Origin of the sequence: Flavobacterium cheongpyeongense (assembly GCF_003202435.1) — a bacterium.
Classification (GTDB): domain Bacteria; phylum Bacteroidota; class Bacteroidia; order Flavobacteriales; family Flavobacteriaceae; genus Flavobacterium; species Flavobacterium cheongpyeongense.
In genome coordinates this window covers 495,352-519,496 of the sequence record NZ_QJHK01000002.1, presented here as the reverse complement: position 1 = coordinate 519,496, position 24,145 = coordinate 495,352, and the positions used below count along the sequence as shown (strand labels likewise).

At 36.0% G+C, this 24,145-nt stretch carries 17 protein-coding genes; 6 read left to right on the top strand and 11 right to left on the bottom strand.

The window, feature by feature from the left end; genetic code table 11:
• Position 1: 1 nt before the first annotated feature.
• Genes DMB65_RS04090 through DMB65_RS04075 form a run of 4 tightly spaced genes read right to left on the bottom strand, consistent with a single transcriptional unit; the run spans position 2 to position 5,952 of the window.
• Positions 2–1,324 carry a lysine N(6)-hydroxylase/L-ornithine N(5)-oxygenase family protein gene (locus DMB65_RS04090; protein ID WP_110305387.1) on the bottom strand — a complete coding sequence of 441 codons (1,323 nt, stop codon included), beginning with the start codon at positions 1,322–1,324 and terminating at the stop codon, positions 2–4.
• Between the two features lies 1 nt (position 1,325).
• Complete coding sequence (locus tag DMB65_RS04085) at positions 1,326–3,782, bottom strand: GNAT family N-acetyltransferase (protein WP_110305386.1); 2,457 nt, start codon at positions 3,780–3,782, stop codon at positions 1,326–1,328.
• Positions 3,763–5,286, bottom strand: coding sequence for a pyridoxal phosphate-dependent decarboxylase family protein (locus DMB65_RS04080; RefSeq protein ID WP_110305385.1), 1,524 nt, complete (start codon positions 5,284–5,286; stop codon positions 3,763–3,765). The genes DMB65_RS04085 and DMB65_RS04080 overlap by 20 nt, the downstream gene beginning before the upstream one ends.
• A gap of 30 nt (positions 5,287–5,316) precedes the next feature.
• Positions 5,317–5,952 carry a nitroreductase family protein gene (locus DMB65_RS04075; protein WP_110305384.1) on the bottom strand — a complete coding sequence of 212 codons (636 nt, stop codon included), beginning with the start codon at positions 5,950–5,952 and terminating at the stop codon, positions 5,317–5,319.
• Between the two features lie 255 nt (positions 5,953–6,207).
• On the opposite strand from DMB65_RS04075, the gene DMB65_RS04070 reads away from it, so the two are divergent.
• Positions 6,208–7,326, top strand: a complete 1,119-nt coding sequence (locus DMB65_RS04070) for a Fe(II)-2OG oxygenase family protein (protein WP_110305383.1) — start codon at positions 6,208–6,210, stop codon at positions 7,324–7,326.
• Between the two features lie 88 nt (positions 7,327–7,414).
• Here DMB65_RS04070 and DMB65_RS04065 read toward each other — a convergent pair whose 3' ends face one another.
• A complete protein-coding gene (locus tag DMB65_RS04065; RefSeq protein ID WP_110305382.1) occupies positions 7,415–8,470 on the bottom strand; it encodes a glycoside hydrolase family 130 protein in 1,056 nt (351 codons plus the stop codon).
• A 779-nt stretch (positions 8,471–9,249) separates the two neighbouring features.
• Between DMB65_RS04065 and katG the strand changes: the two genes are divergently transcribed.
• The 5 genes from katG to DMB65_RS04040 all read left to right on the top strand — a co-directional run bounded on the left by katG (position 9,250) and on the right by DMB65_RS04040 (position 18,567).
• Entirely contained in the window at positions 9,250–11,523 is a 2,274-nt protein-coding gene (gene katG, locus DMB65_RS04060; RefSeq protein WP_110305381.1) for a catalase/peroxidase HPI, read from the top strand.
• A gap of 172 nt (positions 11,524–11,695) precedes the next feature.
• Positions 11,696–13,096, top strand: a complete 1,401-nt coding sequence (gene mnmE / locus DMB65_RS04055) for a tRNA uridine-5-carboxymethylaminomethyl(34) synthesis GTPase MnmE (protein WP_110305380.1) — start codon at positions 11,696–11,698, stop codon at positions 13,094–13,096.
• 368 nt (positions 13,097–13,464) lie between these two features.
• Positions 13,465–16,683, top strand: coding sequence for a LodA/GoxA family CTQ-dependent oxidase (locus DMB65_RS04050; protein WP_110305379.1), 3,219 nt, complete (start codon positions 13,465–13,467; stop codon positions 16,681–16,683).
• Positions 16,684–16,685: 2 nt separating this feature from the next.
• Positions 16,686–17,780, top strand: a complete 1,095-nt coding sequence (locus DMB65_RS04045) for an NAD(P)/FAD-dependent oxidoreductase (RefSeq protein ID WP_110305378.1) — start codon at positions 16,686–16,688, stop codon at positions 17,778–17,780.
• A 190-nt stretch (positions 17,781–17,970) separates the two neighbouring features.
• Complete coding sequence (locus DMB65_RS04040) at positions 17,971–18,567, top strand: class I SAM-dependent methyltransferase (RefSeq protein ID WP_110305377.1); 597 nt, start codon at positions 17,971–17,973, stop codon at positions 18,565–18,567.
• Positions 18,568–18,602: 35 nt separating this feature from the next.
• Here DMB65_RS04040 and DMB65_RS04035 read toward each other — a convergent pair whose 3' ends face one another.
• The 6 genes from DMB65_RS04035 to DMB65_RS04010 all read right to left on the bottom strand — a co-directional run bounded on the left by DMB65_RS04035 (position 18,603) and on the right by DMB65_RS04010 (position 24,055).
• Positions 18,603–18,950: a hypothetical protein gene (locus DMB65_RS04035; RefSeq protein WP_110305376.1), complete on the bottom strand. Its 348-nt coding sequence runs from the start codon at positions 18,948–18,950 to the stop codon at positions 18,603–18,605.
• A 99-nt stretch (positions 18,951–19,049) separates the two neighbouring features.
• Positions 19,050–19,832 carry a DNA/RNA non-specific endonuclease gene (locus DMB65_RS04030; RefSeq protein ID WP_110305375.1) on the bottom strand — a complete coding sequence of 261 codons (783 nt, stop codon included), beginning with the start codon at positions 19,830–19,832 and terminating at the stop codon, positions 19,050–19,052.
• 72 nt (positions 19,833–19,904) lie between these two features.
• Positions 19,905–20,933, bottom strand: a complete 1,029-nt coding sequence (locus DMB65_RS22360) for an eCIS core domain-containing protein (protein ID WP_230470595.1) — start codon at positions 20,931–20,933, stop codon at positions 19,905–19,907.
• Positions 20,934–20,964: 31 nt separating this feature from the next.
• Positions 20,965–21,789, bottom strand: coding sequence for a glycoside hydrolase family 25 protein (locus tag DMB65_RS04020; protein WP_110305374.1), 825 nt, complete (start codon positions 21,787–21,789; stop codon positions 20,965–20,967).
• A 3-nt stretch (positions 21,790–21,792) separates the two neighbouring features.
• Positions 21,793–23,148 carry an ATP-binding protein gene (locus DMB65_RS04015; RefSeq protein WP_110305373.1) on the bottom strand — a complete coding sequence of 452 codons (1,356 nt, stop codon included), beginning with the start codon at positions 23,146–23,148 and terminating at the stop codon, positions 21,793–21,795.
• Positions 23,138–24,055, bottom strand: a complete 918-nt coding sequence (locus DMB65_RS04010; protein WP_110305372.1) for a hypothetical protein — start codon at positions 24,053–24,055, stop codon at positions 23,138–23,140. The genes DMB65_RS04015 and DMB65_RS04010 overlap by 11 nt, the downstream gene beginning before the upstream one ends.
• Positions 24,056–24,145 lie beyond the last annotated feature (90 nt).

Genomic DNA, 24,145 nt, shown 5'->3' with positions numbered 1-24,145 from the left:
ATTAAAGACTAATTTCCTCAGCTTTCTCAGCAGCAATATGCGAAAGGTCAAAATCCTGAAAAGCAATTCTCTTTTCCAGTTTATAGACTTCACGTTTCGCTACTTCATTAATGATATAAGAATTGCGATAAGCACCCATACCCAAATCAGATGAAATATAACTGTGCGTATGGATTTCTGCATTTTGAACAAAAATTTCACTACCGTTATGATCGATACTGTAGTTTCTTTTTACATCATAACTGCCAGTTGAAGTCCTGCTGATGCGATGTTGTATCTCTTTAAGAAATTGAGGTTCCTGATAATGGTACCCGGTACCTAAAATTACATAGTCGGCATGGTCTGTAAACTTTTTATGCTGCTCGGTCTGCTCCAGATGCAATTCGTAATTATTGTGAATTCCTGTTGTTATCGCATCCAATTGTATGTTGGGTCTGATCTTTACACCAATGTCATCATTATCTACGCTGAGAGCATACAGATGATCGTAAATTTCGTTCAGTAAATCAAAGTTTACGCCTTTGAATTGTGATTTCTGACGGTCCAGCATAACCTTACGGGTCGAAGACGGCATTTGATGAAAATAGTCGATGTAATCCGGAGAGGTGTGTTCTAAAATAAGTTTGGAATATTCCATTGCAAAAAAACGATCGGGACGGGAATACCAATTTAACCTGAGGTTTTTAGGCCTGTTTTGAAGCAGATCATAAAATACTTCAGCAGCACTTTGTCCGGAACCAATTATGGTAACGGTATCCTGTTTTAAAATTTCTTCTTTTCTAAAGAGGTAATTTGACGTATGACAAACCTTTTTCATCTCTTGTAAGTCGACAAATTCAGGAAGTACAGGTACAGTACCCGTTCCTAATACTAATTTTTCGCAATAATAGATTTTGGTTTGATTTTCTTCTTTATGAAATACATGCAATTCATAGAGACCATCTTTATAATAGATTTCTTTTACACTCGATGAGAAACGGCAATTTTTCAGTTGTTTAATGACCCATTGGCAGTATAAATTGTATTCTTTACGCAGTACAAAGAAATTTTCCCGAATAAAAAATTTATACAAGCGATCCGTCTTTTTAAGAAAATTTAAAAAACTAAACGGACTTGTAGGATCTGCCATAGAAACACAGTCACATAAAAATGGTGTCTGCAGTGTAACATGGTCAAAAAGCAGCCCGGGATGCCAGTTAAATTGTTCTTTTTGGTCAAAAAAAAGTGATGAAACGTCATCGACCGGTTCTAATAAAGCGGCTAAGCCCAAATTAAATGGGCCAATACCTATACCTATTAATGAATATACTTTACGATCTTCCATACTATTGGTTTATAAGATTATGTTCTGCTTTAATGTTGATTATAATATCTTTGTTTTGAGGGAATTTGGCCCAATACCATTCGCGATAACAAAAATTAAGGTTTGCTGTTTTATGTGGCATTTCAATGACTTTTTCGATTTTAAAACCATGAAAAGCTTTGTTCATCATTGAAGCTCTGGAGTCAACAGCGCCTTCGCCAACCATTTTACCAACTTCAGATTGGGCAAACACGTAATCAATCATGCATTGCGTTGATGGGGAGACAAATTTTTGCTTAGGATCTGTTGGTGCAATAAATTGATGGGTTCCATAATCCGTAGGCAGGACATCATAATAATCTCCCAGTACATCGCGGGTTGGCCAATATATTTCAATATTAAAAGTCGGTTCACCGTTCGCCATTCCTATATAGCTGTACAAACCGTCGCCCGGAAGCAGGGTTCTGTAATACGCTTCAAGTTCGCGCAGTGTCCAGTCCATTTTCCAAGCTGCTTTGGCGTGTTCACGATGAAACCATTCATGCAGCATTTCTAAGTCATTTTCTAAATCAACAGGGCGTAAACTAATCGTCACATCTTCTTTAGGGAAATAACGGTTGTAGACAATTTCTTTTCCTTTTGGATGTATTAATTGCTCTGAAAAAAAGCGTTTGTGTAAAACATTCGGAAAATTGATACGGGTCACGCCTGCAGGATTACCGCCGCAATCTATATCATTTAGTGCCGTAAGTAAATTGCCTTTTACCTTCCAGTATCGGCTTTCAAGGATAAACGCAACCAGACCGCTTTTGTCTTCTTTTTGTAAATCTTCTAATTTGTCATACAGCATATTTAAGAGCGTTTTTTCATCTGTAAGTCCGTTGGCACCAAATGTATTTACCACAGCCAATATGTTTCCTACCCAGAAATAATGAAGCAACAGATTAAATAAACGATCGTCCGGAATGAACATTTTTCCGTTTTCAGAAAGACCAGGGACAATTTTATTTAATTGCTCTTCAAATGATTTCCGGAATAAAAAACTTTGATTATCACGGAAAAAAAGTTTTTTAGGCATGAACGCTGCATCCAATTGTACAAGTGTATTTTGCTGATGCCACTCGCAGAACATGCCCTGCTCGTTAAACATTTTTACGACACCTGTAACTATAATATCGATGTATTTTTTGAACCAAAGCGCACTGGTTTTTTCTATTGATAATCCCGTTTGCTGTGAAGCTTTTTGAATCACATGCTCTATTCTGGAAGGATCTCCCAATATACTGTCCTGACATAGAGAAGCTATTAAACAGATATTTTTTTCTTTTTCGGTACCAGTAATTTTAAACGGATTGTATCGCACACTGGTAGAAAAGCTATCCAGTACATTTCCGTTGTAGGATACGGATATAAAGCCCGGATCACAGATCAGCTCAATATCAGGATACGTTTTTCTTACATTGGCTCCCCAGTCAGTCTGCATCAGCCGGGATACCTCATAGCCTCTGTAAAGTTCATGGTGATGATTAATCCGTTCAGCACCTGTGATTTTCACATGAAGGGAAAATTTGTACATATAATCGCTTTCCTTATTGTATACAGTTCTTACTGATGAGGTTGCTGTAAATTCTTTTCCAAATTTGCCTAAATCGATAATAAGGTGTTCTTTTACCAGTGTATCAAATAGAGGCTGGTTTTTAAAATGTGCAGCTTCCCAGGGGTGAAGCGGAAGCACTTTCCAGTCCGGATATTTTTCCAGTAAATCGTATCCTTTTTTATCTTTCTTGTTTGCTTCTACTACTGTTGCTTTAGCAAAATCTGAAGGCAGAATGTCATCTACAGATTTTTCGGTAACCAGATCAGGATGCACTAAAAAATAATACAACTGAAAAAGACCGCCGGTTTCCGGTGCATATTTCAAGACTTCTGATTCCGTAAACCCTTCACGTCCTTTGGTAAGCGGATGAAGTAAATGTCCTGCCGGAAATAATTGTTCTGCTTCAATAAATGTCATTTCAGGCTTATTGAACCGCTGCTCTGAATCTTTAAAATGTTCTAAAAACTGAGCTATTTTTTCTGTACTCAGTTGCATTCTTTTTTTTACATTTTTAGAATCTGCCAGCGGATACTGCTGTCTCACCTGATTTGTAATTAATTCCAAAAGACGGTCTGGATCTATTTCTTTTATGGTTTCAGTTGTAAGGTCACGTTCCATTACAGGAAAATCATACAGATGTCTGAAGGTTTCAGATCGGTAACGTATCGGCGCATATATTTCAATATTATCAAAAGGAAAGTCCAATTTTAGATGAAGTTTATGATTATACTTTGACATGTACGATTTTAGTACAGGATCGTATTTGGGGATTCCTTCATAAAAACTGCTGTTTCCCAGCTCGCGCAGGCAGCAGTTAAGTAAAATGGTAAACGTAATATGGACCGCTTCCTGAGCAATCGGGTTATGAGAAGATGTATTCATTTCCGTGTTTTTTTATGATTGAAAGGATAGTATGAATGTGTGCAATAGTTGTTAATGGGTTCAAAATGGTAAACTTCAGGTAGAAGATGCCGTTTACTTTTGTGCTGGCAACTAATACTTCGCCACTAAAAAACAATTTGGTTTTTATATGCAAATTCATTTTACAGCAGTCGCCCTGCCAGCCGGATGGCTTGTATCTAAAAACTAAAACACCTAAATCAGAATCTGTTAAAAGCTCAAAATCTTTATCAGCCTCTAATAAGTCAGCTGTTTCGCTGGCCATTGCAATAATGGTTTCCGTGTATTGGCCCAGTTTTTTCTTGCCCATATAGCGCAGGGTAAACCAGAGTTTTAGTGCATCAAAACGGCGGGTACTCTGAATAATAGATTTATTGATCTGTGCCGGAAGGGCATCATAATTTTGCTCTTTTGGATTCAGATAATCAGCGTGGTGTTTGATGATGTTAAGATGCAGTTTGTTTTTTACAATAAAAGCACTGCTGCTGATGGGCTGAAAGAAAGATTTGTGATAGTCGATCGTTACCGAGTCTGCAAGTTCAATGCCATTTAAGAGATACCTGTATTTTTCTGTCAGTAATAGTCCACAGCCATAAGCAGCATCAACATGCAGCCACAAATTATTACGGCTTGCAATCCGGGCTATTTCAGTTAAGGGATCCACGTTACCAAAATCTGTAGTTCCGGCAGTGGCTGTAATTGCTATTGGGATATTGCCTTTTGCTTTTTCTTCTAATATGGCTTTTTCCAGCTGTTTAGGATCCATTCGGTATCTGGAATCCACTCCCACATGCACAATAGCTTGTTCGCCAAGACCTAAAATCCAGGCGTTTTTATGATTGCTGAAATGGGCTTTATCTGAAACAAAAATGCGGAATTTGCTGGCGTCTGGTGGTAAACCATCAAGTTTGATGTTCCATTTTTGAAATTCAAGGGAAAAATAATCTCTTGCCAGTAATAATCCCATTAAATTGCTTTGGGAGCCACCGGCTGTAAAAATTCCATCTGCTTTATCAGAATACCCAATTTGTTCACTGGTCCAGTCGATTAGTTTTCGCTCTATAAAAGTACCTCCGGCACTTTGGTCATAAGTATCCTGAGATGAATTAATAGCACTAATGAGTACTTCAGCCGCCAGGGCAGGAATTACCACAGGGCAATTTAAATGAGCAATATATTCCGGAAGATGGTACGCTGTGGCATGGTTTACATAGAGTTCATCAACTTCATTAAACAGGCTTTCATAATCGGGCAGAGGGGTGTCTAAATCAATATTTTCTACTTTTGATTTCATTTCTTCCGGCCTGATTCCGCTAAAAGGTTTACGGTTGTTTTTTAAAAAATCTGAAACCCGTTCCTGTGCCAGATGTATGGCTTCAGTATATCCGGAGGTGGCATGTTGGTGGAAAATATCATTATAATAATCCTGATCTGGAGTAAACACCAGATTTTTTGTTTTTTCATAATCAATTAATGTGTTGTTCATATAGGTTTTTTATTTAGGGATTGTTAATACTTATTGCAGATAAGTCACTTTTTTGGATAGTGGGGTTCTCTTTTTTTTGGATATTTTTAAATCATCAGGGTAATAACCCAGAAACAGCATGCCTAGAGAATTTTCGTTTGCAGAAAGACCAAATTCAGTTATATAGTCAATCGCAACTTTTTTTGTACTCCAGTAACTTCCGATATTATTTGCCGTACAGGTGAGTGCCATATTTTGTACAGCAGACGAAACAGCAGCTACTTCTTCCCATTCAGGAAGATTTATTTTGGTATTTCTGACCAGTATGATCCCAATCAGGCAAATAGCATTTAAAGGATAGTTTCGTAAAAACGTCAGTTTTTTATCTAAGGCTTCAGGAGACAGTTCTTTTGCATACGAATCCTTGTAGTAGTTGACCATATATTCTCCATATCCTTCAAGATATTTTCCTCTTAAAACAACGAACCTCCAGGGTTCTGTCATCTTATGATTGGGAGCCCAAGTGGCATTTATTAAGATTTCTGAAAGGAGTTCATCAGATAGATTTCCTTTGACATATTGATCACCATAAATGCTTCTTCTGTTACGGATATTCTCTGAAACTGTATTTGGTTTATCGGAGGAATTTGACGCCTCTGTTTTTCCGGGGTTCGCTTTTATTTTCATATTTTTTTAAATTTTCTCAACAAAATTATTGTTATTTAGATTAAATAAAAATATATTTGTAAGTAAATGTTATTTAGACTAAGTAAAAACAAAAGTATAAATTAAAAGTAATAAAAAAAATAAATATGAAAAATTTTATCCGAATGCCCGTACATGACTAGTTGTATGTCCCAAATTAAAATTATATATAGCTTGTATTTAAGGCTTTATGTTTAAATTTTCAATTGGCTATTAAGTAACCTAAACAGATTAAAAATGAAATCACAATCTATTATTTCAATTGAAAGACCTGCTAATGAAAAAATGTCTTTTGATATTCCTACAAGACCGCTCATCGTTGATGTAACTCCTCAAGAGAGAAATATTTTATCAAATGTTGGAAACCTTTTGGTAAAAGCCTTTGATAATTATGAAAATCCAGAGTATATAGCTTCACTTCATCTGCATGCATTTCAATTGCTACCCGAACGGATTACCCGGATATTAAGTCAGTTTGGAACTGATTTTTCTGCGAAGCAATATGGTGCCATTGTCTTTAAAGGACTTGTTGAAGTAGATCAGCAGGAGTTAGGACCTACTCCTCCAAACTGGCAGGGTGCAGATTATCAAAAATTAAATAAGTATGGCTTTATTTGCTCGCTTTTGCACGGTGCAGTACCTTCTAAACCTGTACAATATTATGCACAGAGAAAGGGTGGAGGTCTTTTGCATGCTGTTATTCCGGATGAGAAGATGTCAAACACACAAACAGGTTCGGGATCTAAAACCGATTTATTTGTGCATACAGAGGATGCTTTTTTATTAAATCAGGCAGATTTTTTGAGTTTTCTTTATCTAAGAAATGAAGAAAGAGTGCCTTCAACCCTGTATTCTGTTCGCTCACATGGAGAAGTCAATGCCGTTATGGAAAAATTATTTGATCCCATATATCAATGCCCGAAAGATGCGAATTATGAAGATGAAGATATTTCGGATTCAGCACCGCTGGCTTCTGTTTTATATGGCAACCGTGAGCTTCCTTTTATACGCTTCGATGCAGCGGAGCAAATATTTAACGAAAATGCAGGGCAGACATCCGAGGCACTTACTAATTTAATGGATTTTTGGGATGAGGCTAAAACACTAATAAATAGTGATTATATTCCGAATTCAGGAGATCTTATTTTTGTGAATAATCACCTTTGCGCTCATGGCCGAAGTGCGTTTATCGCCGGCCAGAGAATAGAAAATGGTGAGATCATTAAATGCGAACGTCGCCAGATGTTAAGAATGATGAGCAAAACAAGTTTAATACATATCAGGTCTGTGACCCAAACAAATAATCCCTATTTTATTATGGAGGAACACTTAGGTAACGTATTCGATCTTCAATAAATGGACTTGAAATAGTATAAAATGCAAAATCAAAAACTCAGAAACATATCGATTTTCTGAGTTTTTTTATTTGTTTAAGAAATAAATATTAATAGGAATAGGCTAAAGCTGATAAAATTTCTGCAATTGAAAAATAAGCACCACAAACAAATTCATCTGCAGCACCATAATAAATGGTCAGTTTATCTCCCTCTACAACATGTCCGTTTGTAAAAATAACATATCCAAAAAAACCGCTGAGTTCATAATTTTCCCGAGGCATCATAATAGGTTCCAAGGTTCGGGCGATTACTATGGATGGATCTTCTAAGTCCATTAAAAAAGCACCCAGACAATATTGATGTTCTGCATTTGCACCATGATAAATTTCGAGCCATCCTTTGTCAGTTTTAATCGGAGAAGCTCCTGCACCAACCCTTGCACTATCCCATAAGCCTTTTCTGGTTCCTAGAAGAAATTTGTGATTTCCCCAGTGGATTCCATCCGGTGATTCTGCCAGCCAAATAAAATTGCCACCAATTTGTGGACTCGAGGGCCGATGCAGGGCATAAAACTTACCGTTTATTTTTTCTTCAAAAAGGGCACAATCTTTATTATGTGGAGGAAATATCATGCCTTTTTTTTCAAAGGTTTTCCAGTCTTTTGTTGTGCGTAATCCAACCCCAACTCCGCTGCTTGAAACTGCCGTATACGTTATGTAGTAAGTATTTTCTATATAACTAACCCTGGCATCTTCTATCCCAAACTGCTCTAAAATTCCAGAAGCCATAATTGGATAAATGTTTTTTGGGGTATAAAAATCAATACCATTTTCAGAACACAAAATCCGTAAATGTGAAAGTGTGGTAAGATAGTCCAACCCCTTGTATTGCACTATTCTCGCGTCTGTGGCTACTAAGTCGGGGTCATTTAATGGTATTTCTATAATTTCTACTTTCCCTAAACTATTGATTATAGGAAAAAAAATCACACCTTCTTTTTGCGTAATAGACTCGGCAACACGAACTAAAAGCCATGTTTTACCTTCAAATACAAAAACCCCGGGATTTAAAAGGCTGATAATTTTTAATTCAGGACTGCTTGGTAGCAAATCTTTTGGCATTAAAAGTGGATTTTCGGGAAATCTGCGGGCTATATCACTCATACTACGTTTTATTTACTTCTGTTATAGGCAGGCTTGAAGAAACTAATAACACGCAAAAGTATTTTACATGTTATTAAGATAACTATGATGCTATTTACATTTAATAATGTTGATGAATATTAATTTTTGTTAATGTATCGTTTCAATTAGTTTTGATGAAATTTTTCGTCAGTTCCAGCAATTTTAGATAGAAAATTGTATCGGGAACAGAAAAATCATTTTCAAAAACGCTTATTTCTACATTTTTTTCCTGTTTCTCTGCTAAAAAACTCGAACTATACCATATTTTTATCTAGTTACTTTAATAAAATCATTTTTTATCAGGATCCAATTCGGGATTATTCTGATGGTTTCTTTTTGATTCAAAGATTTTTCAACTCTTACAATAGCTTTAAATTTTTGAAAAGAATTAATACGATACAATAAAGGATTGGCTCCATATAACCCAATAGTTTTTTTGTTTCAAAAGAAATCCTGGTTGCTTCATAAATGTATAATAATTGCCAAATGCTAAAATAATATTTTTTAAGATAGATACCTAAAATTTTTGTTCAAGTTTTTGAATATCAGTTATATAAAAGAAAAATATTTTTTGTATTTTTATTGAAATTACTTTTTTATCTATAAAATAGTTTCCTTCTTCGATTTAAAAGGATTTTTTTAAAATAGATTTTATCTATGAAAGTACATTTATATAATATAGATTGTATATATAGTTTGGTTGTTTAGTTTGTAAATTAGTCATTCGATTAAATAATAAAAAATCAAAAAAATAAATTATGGAAGATCACTCAAATGACATTAACAAATGCCCTTTTCATAACGGCAGTATGGATAAGGCAGCTGCCTCAGGTACAAAAAACCGTGACTGGTGGCCAAATCAATTAAAAGTAAATATTTTACGGCAGAATTCTTCGTTGTCAGATCCGATGGGAAATACTTTCAATTATGCAGAAGCTTTTAAAAGTCTTGATCTTGAAGCTGTAAAAAAGGATTTGCAAGATCTCATGACTGATTCACAAGATTGGTGGCCGGCAGATTTTGGTCATTACGGTGGTTTGTTTATTAGAATGGCATGGCATAGTGCAGGAACTTATCGTGTACATGATGGTCGAGGAGGAGCTGGTGCAGGTCTGCAGCGATTTGCCCCGCTAAACAGCTGGCCTGATAATGTAAGCCTTGATAAAGCGAGAAGGCTTTTGTGGCCCATTAAACAAAAATATGGACGAAAAATATCCTGGGCAGATTTGATGATATTGACTGGAAATGTTGCTTTGGAAGCTATGGGTTTTAAAACCTTTGGTTTTGCAGGAGGACGTGCTGATGTATGGGAACCTGATGAATCTGTTTACTGGGGTTCTGAAACTACCTGGTTGGGCGGTGATGAACGTTATAAAGGCGGTTCAGAAGGGGTACCTAAAGATCATGGTGTTGTATCCTCTGATGATGATGCAGATGGAAATGTCCATTCCAGAAATCTGGAAAAACCTCTTGCAGCAGTGCAAATGGGACTAATATATGTAAATCCCGAAGGACCAGATGGTGTCCCGGATCCTATTCTGGCAGCGAAAGATATACGTGATACTTTTGGTCGTATGGCAATGGATGATGAAGAAACTGTAGCGTTGATCGCAGGTGGACATACATTTGGAAAAACGCATGGAGCTGCTTCCTCTGATCACGTCGATAAAGAACCGGAAGCATCAGAAATAGAATTACAGGGTTTTGGCTGGAAAAATAGTTTTGGTTCCGGTAAAGGGCCGGATACCATTACAAGCGGACTGGAGGTTACCTGGACAAAAACACCTACACAATGGAGTAATAATTTCTTCGAAAATTTATTTGCCTTTGAATGGCAACTTTCTAAAAGTCCGGCGGGTGCGCATCAATGGGTTGCTAAAAATGCAGAGGCCAGTATACCGGATGCTTTTGACAGTTCTAAAAAACATTTACCCACTATGCTTACAACCGACTTATCATTACGATTTGACCCAGAATATGAAAAAATTTCACGCCGGTTTCTGGAAAATCCGGATGAATTTGCCGATGCCTTTGCCCGCGCATGGTTCAAGCTTACACATCGGGATATGGGACCTCGTTCCCGTTATCTGGGGCCAGAAGTTCCAGCGGAAGAATTGTTATGGCAGGATCCTATTCCTGAAGTAAACCATCTTTTAATTGACGAAAATGATATTATAGGATTAAAAGAAAAAATATTAAGTTCCGGATTGAGTACATCTCAATTAGTTGGAACTGCATGGGCTTCTGCCTCTACCTTTAGAGGATCCGATAAACGAGGAGGGGCGAACGGTGCGCGTATAAGACTAGCTCCACAAAAAAACTGGGAGGTAAATAGTCCTGCGCAATTAAAACAGGTTTTAGATAAACTGGAAAGTATCCAAACCGAATTTAATGCTCTACAGAGTAGTGGAAAAAAACTTTCATTAGCAGATTTAATCATTCTGGCAGGAAACACCGGTGTTGAGAAAGCGGTTAAAGAAGTAGGTTACACAATAACTTTGCCATTTGCAGCAGGGCGTATGGATGCATCAGCGGAGCAGACAGATGTTGAATCTTTTCAGTATCTGGAACCTAAAGCTGATGGATTCCGAAATTACCGAAAAACAAAATCAACAGTTTCTACAGAGGAACTTCTTATTGATAAAGCAAATTTACTGACCCTTACAGCACCAGAATTAACAGTGCTTTTAGGGGGACTTCGTGTCCTTGACATTAATGCTGATGGTTCAAAAAATGGTGTCTTTACACATCGCCCGGGTCAGCTTACTAATGACTTTTTTGTCAATTTGCTTGATATGAATACACAGTGGCAAGCCTTATCAGATGATAAAGAGCTTTATGCAGGAAATGATCGTAAAACTGGTCAGCCTAAATGGATTGGAACACGGGCAGATCTTGTCTTTGGATCTAATTCGGAATTAAGAGCTATTGCAGAAGTTTATGCGAGCAATGATGCAAATGAAAAATTTATAAATGATTTTATCGCTGTATGGAATAAAGTAATGAACCTGGATCGATTTGATTTAATTTAATTTAATCTGATGGATTGCAATAAGCACTAAATAATATAAGGAGCCAAATTTTACATGGCTCCTTTTTTATTTCCAAAAAGTTGTTTTTCTGTCTCTTATTTTAAAATGATTCGTTTATTTCCTGATAGACATTCTGTTCTTAAATTTGTCCCCTTTTTTATACCTTTGTCTTATGATAAATCAAGATTCTATAGTTGCTTTGGCTACACCGTCCGGAGCAGGAGCTATCGCCATTATTCGGATTTCAGGATCAGATGCTATTGCTATCGGAAATTCAGTTTTTAAATCTATAAAAAACAAGGACTTAACCAGGCAGAAAACCCATACTTTACATTTAGGCCACATAGTTGATGATACTAAAACTCTTGATGAGGTTTTGGTTTCGGTATTTAAAGAGCCTAATTCGTATACCGGTGAAAATACTATCGAAATTTCATGTCATGGTTCTACGTATATTCAGCAACAAATTATTCAGTTATTGTTGCGTAAAGGCTGTCGAATGGCTGATGCCGGTGAATTTACCCTTAGAGCATTTTTGAATGGAAAATTGGATTTATCCCAAGCCGAAGCCGTTGCCGATTTGATTTCGTCAGACAACGAAGCTTCTCACCAGATTGCGATGCAGCAAATGCGAGGTGGTTTCTCGAACGAAATTGCCAAACTGCGTGAAGAGCTATTGAATTTTGCCTCCCTTATCGAACTCGAATTGGACTTTGCCGAAGAAGATGTAGAATTTGCTGATAGAACTCAATTTCACGAATTGGTCAACCGAATTGAATTTGTATTGAAACGTTTGATTGATTCTTTTGCAGTTGGAAACGTTATTAAAAACGGAATTCCAGTGGCCATTGTAGGTGAACCGAATGTTGGAAAATCTACTTTGTTAAATGCATTATTAAACGAAGAGCGCGCCATTGTTTCGGAAATTGCGGGTACCACCCGTGATACCATTGAAGACGAATTGGTGATTGGTGGCATTGGCTTCCGATTTATTGATACGGCTGGAATTCGCGAAACCAAAGATTATGTTGAAAGCATTGGCATTCAAAAAACTTTTGAAAAAATTGAACAAGCGCAAGTCGTTATCTTTTTGTTTGATGGTTTAAAGTTTAAAGTTTCAGGTTTTGACTATATCACTGAAATTGAAAAAGTAAAAAACAAATACCCTCTAAAACCAATTCTAGTAGTTATAAATAAAATTGATTTGTTAGCTGAAAATGAAATCTTAAGTATCAACAACCAACTTGAAACTTTAAACCTTAAACTTTTAAAAATTTCAGCCAAAAACAAAGAAGGCATCGAGGATTTAAAGAATCAATTGCTTTCGTTCGTAAACACCGGAGCGCTAAGAAACAACGAAACAATAGTCACAAATACAAGACATTACGATTCGTTATTAAAAGCCTTAGAAGAAATACAAAAAGTGAAATTTGGACTAGAAACCAATCTGTCCAGTGATCTTATGGCGTTGGATATTCGTGAAGCCTTGTATCAATTTGGACTCATCACAGGTCAAGTTACAAATGATGAATTATTGGGGAATATTTTTGCTAATTTTTGTATCGGGAAATAGGTTTCACAAAACATCACAAACTAAAACAAAGCGTCCCAATTAAAATGTTATAAAATTGCATTTTAATTGGGATTTTACTTTCTATGTTATTTAGCTTTATTTACAGATAGATTAATGATGAGAAAAAGGAAAACAACAAATATAATCTTATTCAAAGGAAGCCATATATTAATTCAATTTCAGCATGATGTTAATAATTTGCTAAGAACAGGTAAAACTACCTGTACTCGTTTTCAGGATAAATTTTAGATTTGTAAGGATCTACTACCAAACAGAAGCTAACTATTGAGCTATTTTGACTGTGATAGCATCAGATAATATATGCGACTTACCGCTAAATAGTGTAACAAACCAAATAATTACTAAATATGGACAACAAAAAACGAATCATTGAAAAACCTACTGCAAACAACGTAAAATGTTGGGATAGTAGTGGCAGTACTGAAATTGTGACACAACGTCTTAAAGAGATGTTTGTAGAAATGGGTCAAAAAACCCGAATTGAAAAAGGGCAAAACCCAGCCGAACGTGCTGTTTTTAGAAAGCAACATGGTATCACTTATGGACAATTCGTAATCAATGAGGATATTCCTGAAAAATTCAAAAAAGGTATTTTTGCTGGCTCTCTTTATGATTGTGCTATTCGTTTCTCTAGTGATACAGGAACTACTTCACCTGACTTACATTCTACTATTGGAGTGGGTTTGAAATTGTTTGGAGTGGAAGGACCAAAGCTTTTTGGAGAAGGCCCTACTGCCGATTTCATTTTTCAGAATATCGATCGCTTTTTTGCCCGTGATGCTCAGCAAATGTGTACATTTACTACTGCTGGTGTTATTGATAGGGATTATGATACGTATATCAACAAACATCCTGAATTAGCTAGTATTTTACAAGCGATGCAGAAAGAAGAAGCGAGTGTGTTAAGTACTAGTTATTGGGCTATTTTACCTTTTCAATTGGGAGAAAATCAAATTGTAAAATACCGTTTGGTTCCGGAGGATACCTATAAAGGAGCTCCTTTTGATGATGATAATTATTTACGACTTGATTTAGAAAAACGCTTACGTAATGGAGCTGCTACTTTCAGATTTGAAATCCAATTACGTACAAACGAAGCAACCATGCCTCTTAACGATGCACAGGTAGTTTGGAGCACAGAGGAAAGTCCATACCTCTGTATTGCTAAGTTGTATTTACCCCAACAAGATGTAACTGCGATTGGTCAGTCTGAATTTGGAAGTAATCTTTCATTCAATATTTGGAGGACTTTAGAAGCTCATAAACCTTTAGGTTCAATTGCAGAGGCTCGCAAAACAGTTTATGCTGCCAGTGCTGAAGCCAGACATCAGGCTAATGGACAACAGCTACAGGAACCTAAAGAAATAAATCCACATTTTAGAGGCAATACAGATGAGGATAGTACTTGTATTGTTCGAGCTGGTATTTATCCTCCTATTGGCGTGATGCGTGTGGGAAATAGTGAAGAAGAGTATTTTATAGGTCCTTTAGTAGACGAACCAGAAGCAAAAGAGGATGTTTATGCGTATCGCGATAAAACCGGAGCGATAAAACGTCAGGCCGCACAGTTTCGCATTTATGGTTTCAATGCTGCTGGAAAAGCAATTAAGGAGTTGACTATGGATAATGCTAAAATTACCTGGCATTCCCATTTGGCCAATCAAAAATCATCTTGGTATCAATTCCAAATTGCCTTAGATATTCCGGATGCATCCGATCCTAATGTTCCACCTTCCTTATTAAGAAATATTGATGTAAAAGACCGGAATCAGTTATTGATTGATGGCGGGGGAGAAAGCATTTCAAAACCTAATGTCACTGAAGGGAAAAAATTCATAGGGAAGTTTATGGGCGAATCGGTTTATTTAGGAGAAATGCATACCGACGAAAAAGGGCGCTTAGTGATGCTGGGAGGTCATGGTAAATCGAAAAACAGCAATGGTGACAGAGCTATTACTTTCGCCAATAATGAAGGTTGGTATGATGATATGTCAGATGGTCCTGTTACCGCCACAGTAGAATATGAAGGAGTAGCTCTCAATGTAGATCCTGCCTGGGTGATTTGCGCACCACCTGATTATGCCCCTATGCAAAAATCGGTTCGTACTATGTGGGATTTAATGCGTAGTGTTGCTGTAGAATCAGGAATGTTAGTAAGACCAGCAAGACCTTCTTTCTGTAAAGACATCTTGCCTATTTTTGAAAGAATGACCAATTTACAATGGGTAAATGCAGGATTTGCTGCTGCTTTTGGATGGGGTGGACAATTTAATTATACGAGTTTAGCATGGGTAAAAAAACTAAATGATCCTTCTTCTGCCAACTTAGAAATGCGTCGTACTATTTCCAATAATTTCCGTAGGTTTGATCAATCTGGTGCCGAAGCTCCACAGTTATGGCCTTGGCTATATGGTGATGCAGTTGCCATTCCTTCACAAGGTTCAGTGCGTCAACATTCCACCTTATCGCATTTGCAATTGGAGTTTTTAGACCAATGGGTAAAAGGTGATTTTGATGCCGATTTTGTAGATACAACAGGCTGTCCTTATATCCCCCCTGTTAAAAAAATTGATGATTATCCTATTGCCGAACAACCCGATATGCTAACCAAGGCGGCCATGGATTTCTGCTTGGCAGATGCTTTTCATCCGGGTTGTGAAATGACTTGGCCTATGCGAACTTCTGGTATGTATATGGCTCCTTTCCGATTGAAACACGCTCCTAAAACACCAAAAACCGATTACCATTATTATGGTTCTACTATGAATAGTGATGTCTTGACTTTACCTGCTGGTCCTTTATTAGGTGGCCAGGTGCCAGGTGGTGTGACGAGATGGATGGCTATTCCCTGGCAAACTGATACGGCAAGCTGCAGAGATGGCTATACTACTGCATACGATCCTTATCTGCCAACATTCTGGCCTGCCAGAGTTCCTAATAATATTTTGAGTGAAGAACGTTACAAAGAAACTTTAGATACACACTTGGCAGAAGAAACCCGTAGAGAAGCTTTTGCATATCGTTATTTTTGGCTGGATGATCTGCCTTTAGATGGAGAAGCACCAACACAAACCAATCAGATCAATGCAATGGTGAAGTATTTTGACAAGTTAGCAATTGTCCAGCCGCGTCCAGGTGTGCCTGATAATCCTAATTTTCCACCCGAAATGCAAATTGGTGTAATTCCTAATGAGGAACAAAACCAACTGTTGTTGCAAGAGACAGAAACCCGATTAAGAAAAATCTTAAAGGACAACAAGCACTTGGATAAGAAAGAAGAATCTTTATTACATATTACTTTGGAACATTTGTCTAAGGAAGGTTTGTTTACTGAACAAATTGTAATAGAGAGTACTCGCGAGCAACTGTTAGAGTTGGTTCAGGACGAATTGGTTCAGGATGAAGCTTTAACAAGCGAAGTTCAAAAACTAGTTGATTTATTAGCTTCTAAAGTACATAAATTCACTAAAACAAGAACAGTTCCTCATTCCAGACAAGCTCGAAAAGAGGTGGGCGTTCCTGAACAGTTGGTTCGTTTCCAGCGTTTTATTCCAAAAAAACATTAGATTTGGTAACAGAAAAAACAGATATAGTAATAATAGGTGGTGGCATTGCAGGTTGCATTGCCGCCATTTCTTTGATAGATAGCTATCAGGTAACATTAGTTGATAAACTTCCTGAACCTACTGAGCGCATTGGAGAATCATTAGCTCCTGCTTCGCAACGCATTCTAAAACAATTGGATGTATTGGAGGGTTTGGAAAACCAAGTAGGCACTTTGTACAGGAAAAGTGTAGGTATGCAGTCCTATTGGGGAAGCAATCAAGTACATCTTGTAGACGATTTAAGAAATCCTGATGGTTTTGTTAAAAATTTGGACCGCCAAGCTTTTGAAACCTATCTGAGAAAGACTGCCGAAGCACGTGGAGCTCATTGTTTATGGGGTTCTAAACTGCATAGTAGTTCTTATGAAAATTCTCGTTGGCAGCTGCAATTAAGAGCTAGTGATACCTCTTTATCTGTTTCAACGATTTCTGCATCTTTTGTCATTGATGCTAGTGGGCGTCAATCGCATTTTGCAAAGAGTTTGGGTATTAAACGACAAGTGGAAGATCAATTGGTTGCTTGCTGGGTTACTTTGCCTAACAGCAGAACAAATACCATGAGTACCATTTCTGCCAGTGAAAACGGGTGGTGGTACAGTGCTGTGATTCCTAATGACAAACGGGTGGTGGCTTTTCATACCGATGCTGATTTAGTGCCAAAAAATCAATTAAAAACAACTGCCTCATTTTTGGAATTGGCAAAAGAGAATCCTGTTATTTTGTCTTTACTAAGTGAACATGAAAATGCTATTGTTTTTAAAGGTACGGTTGCGGCTAATTCCACTAAATTAGAGCAAGTTTCTGGGCAACAATGGGTTGCTATAGGCGATGCAGCACTAAGTTTTGACCCATTATCTTCGCAAGGTATGTACAATGCAATGGCCAGTGCCATGCAACTACAAGCTTTACTATTACAGTACGGGTTTACTGAAACACTTCAAAAAACACATACAGAACAAACTGAGTATATTTGGCACCATTACCTAAAGCACAAAAGTATTTTTTATCAGGCGGAAACCAGGTGGAAAACAGCGGCTTTTTGGGAGAGACGGTTGTGATGATTTTCGTTTACAACTACGTTAAATTTTGTATAATAGAGCCACTATTCTATAAAATTTGTCTCGTTTCACTCAAAAATCCTTCAATAATAAATCTCAATAATAAATCTTAAACAGGCTCTTGGACTTGCTAAGAAATCTTTTAGCTTAGCATTTTAGTAAACTAACTTTTGATAAAGACCTCATTTATATGTTAGACAAGTTATACATACAAAAATTCCACGCCGATAAAATCGAAAAATACGGTTCAGAAAGTACCCAAAGTTTGGCTTGGTTCTCTGAGGAAGACCAACTGAAACGTTTTGAAATTTTAACTCAAATAGGAGATTTAAATGATAAATCAATTCTAGATATTGGTTGTGGCAATGGCGATTTGTGTTATTATTTATCTCAATATTTTACAAATTTCTCCTATCATGGTATCGATATGATTCCTGCTTTTTTAGACAATGCTATTGAAAAAAACAAAGACTTTCCAGATACAACATTTTATCTGGGTGATTTTATGCAGGGAAATTTACCCGTCGTTGATTATGTTTTAGTGTCGGGTTCTCTTAACTATAAAAACAGCGATCCAGACTTTATTTTTAAAGCCATAGCCCATTTGTATGCCCATTGTAATAAGGGATTAGGATTTAATTTATTAAGTGATACCATAAACACTGATGGTATTTTAATGACCTATTCGCCTAAAACTATCACCGATTTTTGTAAAACGCTTTCTAATAGTGTTGTTGTAGAGGACAATTATGTTGATGGTGATTTTACGGTGATGGTTTATAGGTAGAGATGTGTTTGTATAATGTTTGAAAAGTACCTAGGCTACTTTTTTTTGATTTCCTCTTTTGCTTGTCTTTTAGCATCTTTTTTATTTACTCCACTTTTAATTAGTTCCATTTGTCTTTCATTCACATCTTGGTACTCAGGACGATTGTGGTGTTGTAAACCATTAGGATTGTTCTTTTTTGCTCTTTCAAGATCTCTTTTTTTCTTACCCAACTGTGCAACATCTGAATTGTTTTCTATAGTCTCCAGCTTTTTTTGAACAATTGAATTCGTGCGATTATCTTCTAAAGCAAAAGTTTGATTGCCATTGTTTTTTTTCTGCGTTACAGCATTTGCCACTGGCTGATTTTTGTTCTTTTGGATTTTGTCGGCGTGAGTATTCATAAATTTTCCTTTTTAATTTTGTTGATTTATTTAATAATTTGAGCTAAATGGCATCTTTATATTTTTATAGACAATACTTCTTAGCTTTTTATGCAGTTTTTAAGGTTGTATTTTACCATTTCCCGGATTAGTTTCTTCAAGTATGTAACCATTTATAGTATACATAGGTGATCCTGTAGGGTAAACATTAAGGGTTTGTTGAAATTCTATTGGAAGGTTTTTGATAGTTTTTACTGCGTTTTTTACTGTTGCCCTTTTAAGGATTTTCATTTTGTATTCAATTTGAGTGCCACGTCCAGCACTTAGTAGATTGTTTGCTTTATTCTCAATAGATTTATGTAATCCATTCATTGAAGAAGTAATTGGGACAATATTTTTGTAACCTCCACTACCCCCCAATTGATCATTAACCATATGTCCTCCAATCCAACTACCTCCAAGAAATTTCTTAACCTTTTGTGCTTCAGCTCTTGGCCCAGCCTCAACACCAGTCGCACGACTTAAGCTATTTATCAATCCAGAAGTATACTTATCTTTTTTATTTCGTACAGTCATTGTTTGTTTTTTTAAATCAACTTTGTGTACATGGGCTTTCGTACCCTTACCCTTAGCTTTGGACTTCTTATATTGTATGACAGGTGATTTAAATTGGAAAGGTTTATTGGAATTATAATTCACTTTTACATCATCCATAGAGTGACCAGAAAAGTTTTCTATTCCAGATTTTAAGTTATCAGTTAAACCAGTGTTGTTTGCTTTTTTTTGTGAAATTGTCGAAGGACGGTTGTCTTGTAATTCAATTGCTTTGTTTTGAATTAATGTGTCTCCAAAATTAGAAGTAATCGTTTTGTTGTTGCTGGATTTTTTATAAAAATGTTGCATGATTTTATTAGTACAAATTAATTATTGTTAAATTCTTTTCTAAAAAAATAAATTTTAAAAACTTAAAATTTATTACCATTTCAACCCAATCATTCGAAATTCAAGTGCTGCCATCTTTAATCGCTGTTCTAATTCATTTGATGGATCAGTTGGTTGATCAATTTTTGTTCCCCCTCCGTCACCTTCATGTGGTCCTTTGAAAATGTTTTTTGGAGAATCACAAATTGCGACAATCGCTGCATCTACCCAGGTGTTGAAATTTATTGGGCTTTTTAAGGGATTAATTGTTAATCCAGGAGTAACACATATTTCTATATTTTTTAGATGTGATTGCAGTAAGCTAACAATTCCTAATCGGGTTTTTCCTTGGTTGATTATTTGATTTTCTAAACTTTCATACAATTTTATGTAAGGTACATAATGATTGTAATTAGTTCCTATACCGTTATCACCATAACTATCAACTTTGTCTTTTACTTCTGTGGGAATGCCCTGCCTAGCATGAATTAGATTAATGATTACTTGTTCATCAAATGGTGTTTGATTTGGTTCCGTAGAATAGTCACTCAAAGTATAGGCCGTTGTCATTAACTGTTTTGGCGCGTTTTGTTGCGTTGCTATACTAAAATTATTTTTTACTGTTTTAAAATTACTATCAGTCTTCATCTGTAATGCCTTACTTCCCATAACATCTGCTTCTTTCTCCAAACCTGCATCATCATTTACATTCACTTTTCCCTTCATTTGCATAGTAGGTTTTACCCGACCCTGCTTTTGTTGCACCACATGCCAGGCTTCATGTGGCAGATGTTTTTCTTGTCCTGAGGCTATATGAATATCAGTTCCCTGTGCATAGGCATGGGCATTGAGTTGTGCAGGTTTGTCCGAATTATAATGCACTTTCACATCATCCATAGCGTTACCAGAAAGATTTTCTATTCCAGATTTTAAATTATCAGGTAAACCCGTGTTGTTGGCCTTTTTTTGTATTAAAGGACGATTATCATTGAGCACTTTTCCTTTACTTCCTACAACATTGGCTGCTGCTTGTCTATTGTTATCTTTTTTTTGTAGAGTAGTATCTTTTATGGATTCATTCATAATCGAAAGAGTAAAAAGTTAGTCTATAAGTTTATTTTTTCACAATCGTACTTCTTATAAATTTTCTCAATTCCAGTCGGTTGCCATTAAAAATATCATAATCAAAATTGGTTTCCTGGTAAGAGTAACTATCGGAACGCTGCCATATCATCCATTTATTATCCCATGCTGAGGGAATATAGCTGGTCGTAAGATCCTTTGTATACGCTGCTATCCATAATGGGTACTTTGCAAAATCGGAAGTGTTTAAATATTTGTCTCCCGTTGATTTATTAGTATAGATCATAGGAATGCGACCTGTTATTTTTTCAACTTCTTTTAGAAAGAGCAGTATATTGTTTTGAGCAGTTTTTAAATCACCACAATTGGTATCCATACTACTGTTTTCTATATCCATAACTGGAGGTAAGTGACTAATATTTAGAAATTGGTTATCCATAACAACTTTTGCAAAATGTTGGGCTTGTGCTATGGGGTCATATTCACAGAGATAAAAATGATAGGCTCCTCTTACCACATGTTTTTCTTTTAGGATATTGCAATTTGCTTCATATGTTGGATCGATATAACTGGTTCCTTCTGTGGCTTTGCAAATGACAAAATAAAGGGAATCTTTCTTTTTATTTAATGCAGTTATAAGATCACCTTGATAGTGTGAAATATCTAATCCGTAAGTAACAGAATCTTTTGATAATAAATTTTTAACTAAACTCAATGGTTTATTATTTAAACTGTCTTTTGAGGGTTCAGCAATTGCTGTGTTTAATTCTGTCTTTAAGAAAGGTTTTATTTTTTCATTATAAGCCCAATCCACTAAAAACCATATTGCTAAAGCTAATGTTATATTTTTTAGCATCGTTTATTTTTTTAGAATTAGGGTTTTATTTTCTTTGCTAAACTCCCGTTTTATTCCTTTTAATAACTCGTTTTTAGTTACAACGGAATCATTTCTGCCTATTGCAGCCAAGGCACAGTATCGCAATACATTAATAATAGCTCCACCTGCCAGCTCATAATCTTCGGCGATTTGGTATAAATCAATTTCTTCTGATAAAGTACAAATGCCTGAGAATGCATTTTGCCACAATTGATAACGTTCTTCTGTAGATGGCATATTAAAATGGATTATAGCCTGAAATCGTCTGGTAAATGCTTCATCCATATTGGCTCTTAAATTAGAAGCCAGAATAACGACTCCGGGAAAATCTTCAATGAGTTGCAATAAATGAGCAGTTTGCTGGTTGGCATGTCGGTCATTGGATGAATTAGCGGCAGTTCGTTTACCAAATAAGGCATCGGCCTCATCAAAAAACAAAATCCACTCTTTATCTCGGGCAATATCAAATACTTTGGATAAATTTTTCTCGGTTTCTCCAATGTATTTGGAAACAATCATGGATAAATCGATACGATAGACTTCTTTGTTTGTTGCTTTTCCTAAAAGGGTAGCGGTTAATGATTTTCCTGTTCCTGGTGGACCGTAAAACAAGGCGCGATAACCAGGCTTTATTTTGCTGGACAAACCCCATTCGTTGAGTAAGGTTTCGCCATGTTCTAGCCAAGTGAGGATTTCATTAACTTGTTCCATAACGATAGTATCCAGTACGACATCTTCCCAGTTCAAAGAGCTGGTTATTTTTTGTGCCGGGAAAGAAGCACTTTGTGCGACACTTATTTTTTCATTGGTTATAAAATAATGAAACCAATTGTGATGCAGACTAAGAATACCATTTAATTTTGGAATGAAAGCATCTGTTTCGGCTAATTGCAGTACATCTTCTTTGATGAGTTTGTTTTCTTTGCTTACTATTTTATGGACTTCATTTAGTAATTCTTTATGTGTAGCAGTAATTAAGAAAGCCAATGTTTGTCCTGTTGGTATAAAGCCGCTATGTCCTTTATCTATTACACCTCCAAATTCGGTGAAACCTCGATCATACATAGCATTTTTTCCAAAGAAAATATCTAGGATTTCAGGTCTAAGATGTGGTGCTAAGCATAGTGCAATTCCTAAACGTTCATAGATGTTTATGTTCCAATTGTTTACTAAGGAAGCGAAAGGGCTATTTTCTGTAGATAAATCAGGTATAGGAATATCGTGCCAATCGTTTTCATGACCTTCTTGCATCAAATAGCTACAGATGACTTGTTGTATTACTTTTTCAAGCCAATCAAGTTCTTCATGCAGTATTGTTATGTTCGTTTTAGATCCCATAGTTCACAAAAAGTTTTTCAATATCATCTAATGAAGCATCGGCCCATTTAAAATAGAGCAATGCTGTATTAGGATTGAGTTGATTGCCAGATAATAGATCCAGAATACTTATTTGAGCATTATTTAATAGAGCAACATCGTGTTCTTGATTCGTATCCAGATTGTATTTATAAAAATCTTTTCCCCATAAATTCAATAAGGTACGTTGGTAAATAAGTTTGTCTATAAATTCTGAAAGACTTTCATTTTGTTCTGCTAATTTCTTAGCTTTAAAAAAACTAGGTTTTCTTTCGGATTGCCTATAATAATATTCAATATCCTTTGACTGAATTGTTTTTGAATCGGAATGTCCAAAAATATCTACCAGACCAAAGTTTTCTGTTTCCATAGCAATTTCTAATTCTCCATCTTTTGCTCCAGCAATAGCTAATGTCCAATCAGAAGTACTCGCTGTTTCGGTAATCAAATAGAGTTCTCTGAAAGAAAAATAAGTTTGGGTCAGTTTTATAATTAACTCATTCTGTAGTTCAGTCCAATTTTTAATTTTGACTGCCTCAGGATTATTACATTTAAAAATAAAACTCCCGCCAGCTGCAAAAGCTAAAATTTGTTTACTAAATTCAAAAACACCATCAAATGCGCTATTGCCTGTTGCTCTCCCTGAATAAGGTTTTGAAACGCCATCGCTAAATTGCCAGGAATCGCTATTTAATTTGATGTCATGCTCAAAAACTACATTTTTCATTTCTACAATATTGGAACTAAAAATATTTCCTAAAACAATCATTTCGCCATTGATGATATGGAAAAAGTCTCCTGGATACAGCGTTTTGTTTAAAGGCTTTGAAGGAATATAATTAGTTTTAGTATAGAATGCACTATAAAATTTTTTGTAAATACGATTCATGGTTTTCTTTTTTAGGGAAAGTTATAGTTTTTAGTCACAGTTTTTAAAATAGTAATAAAAACTGTGATTAAAAACCAAATGATTTGTATT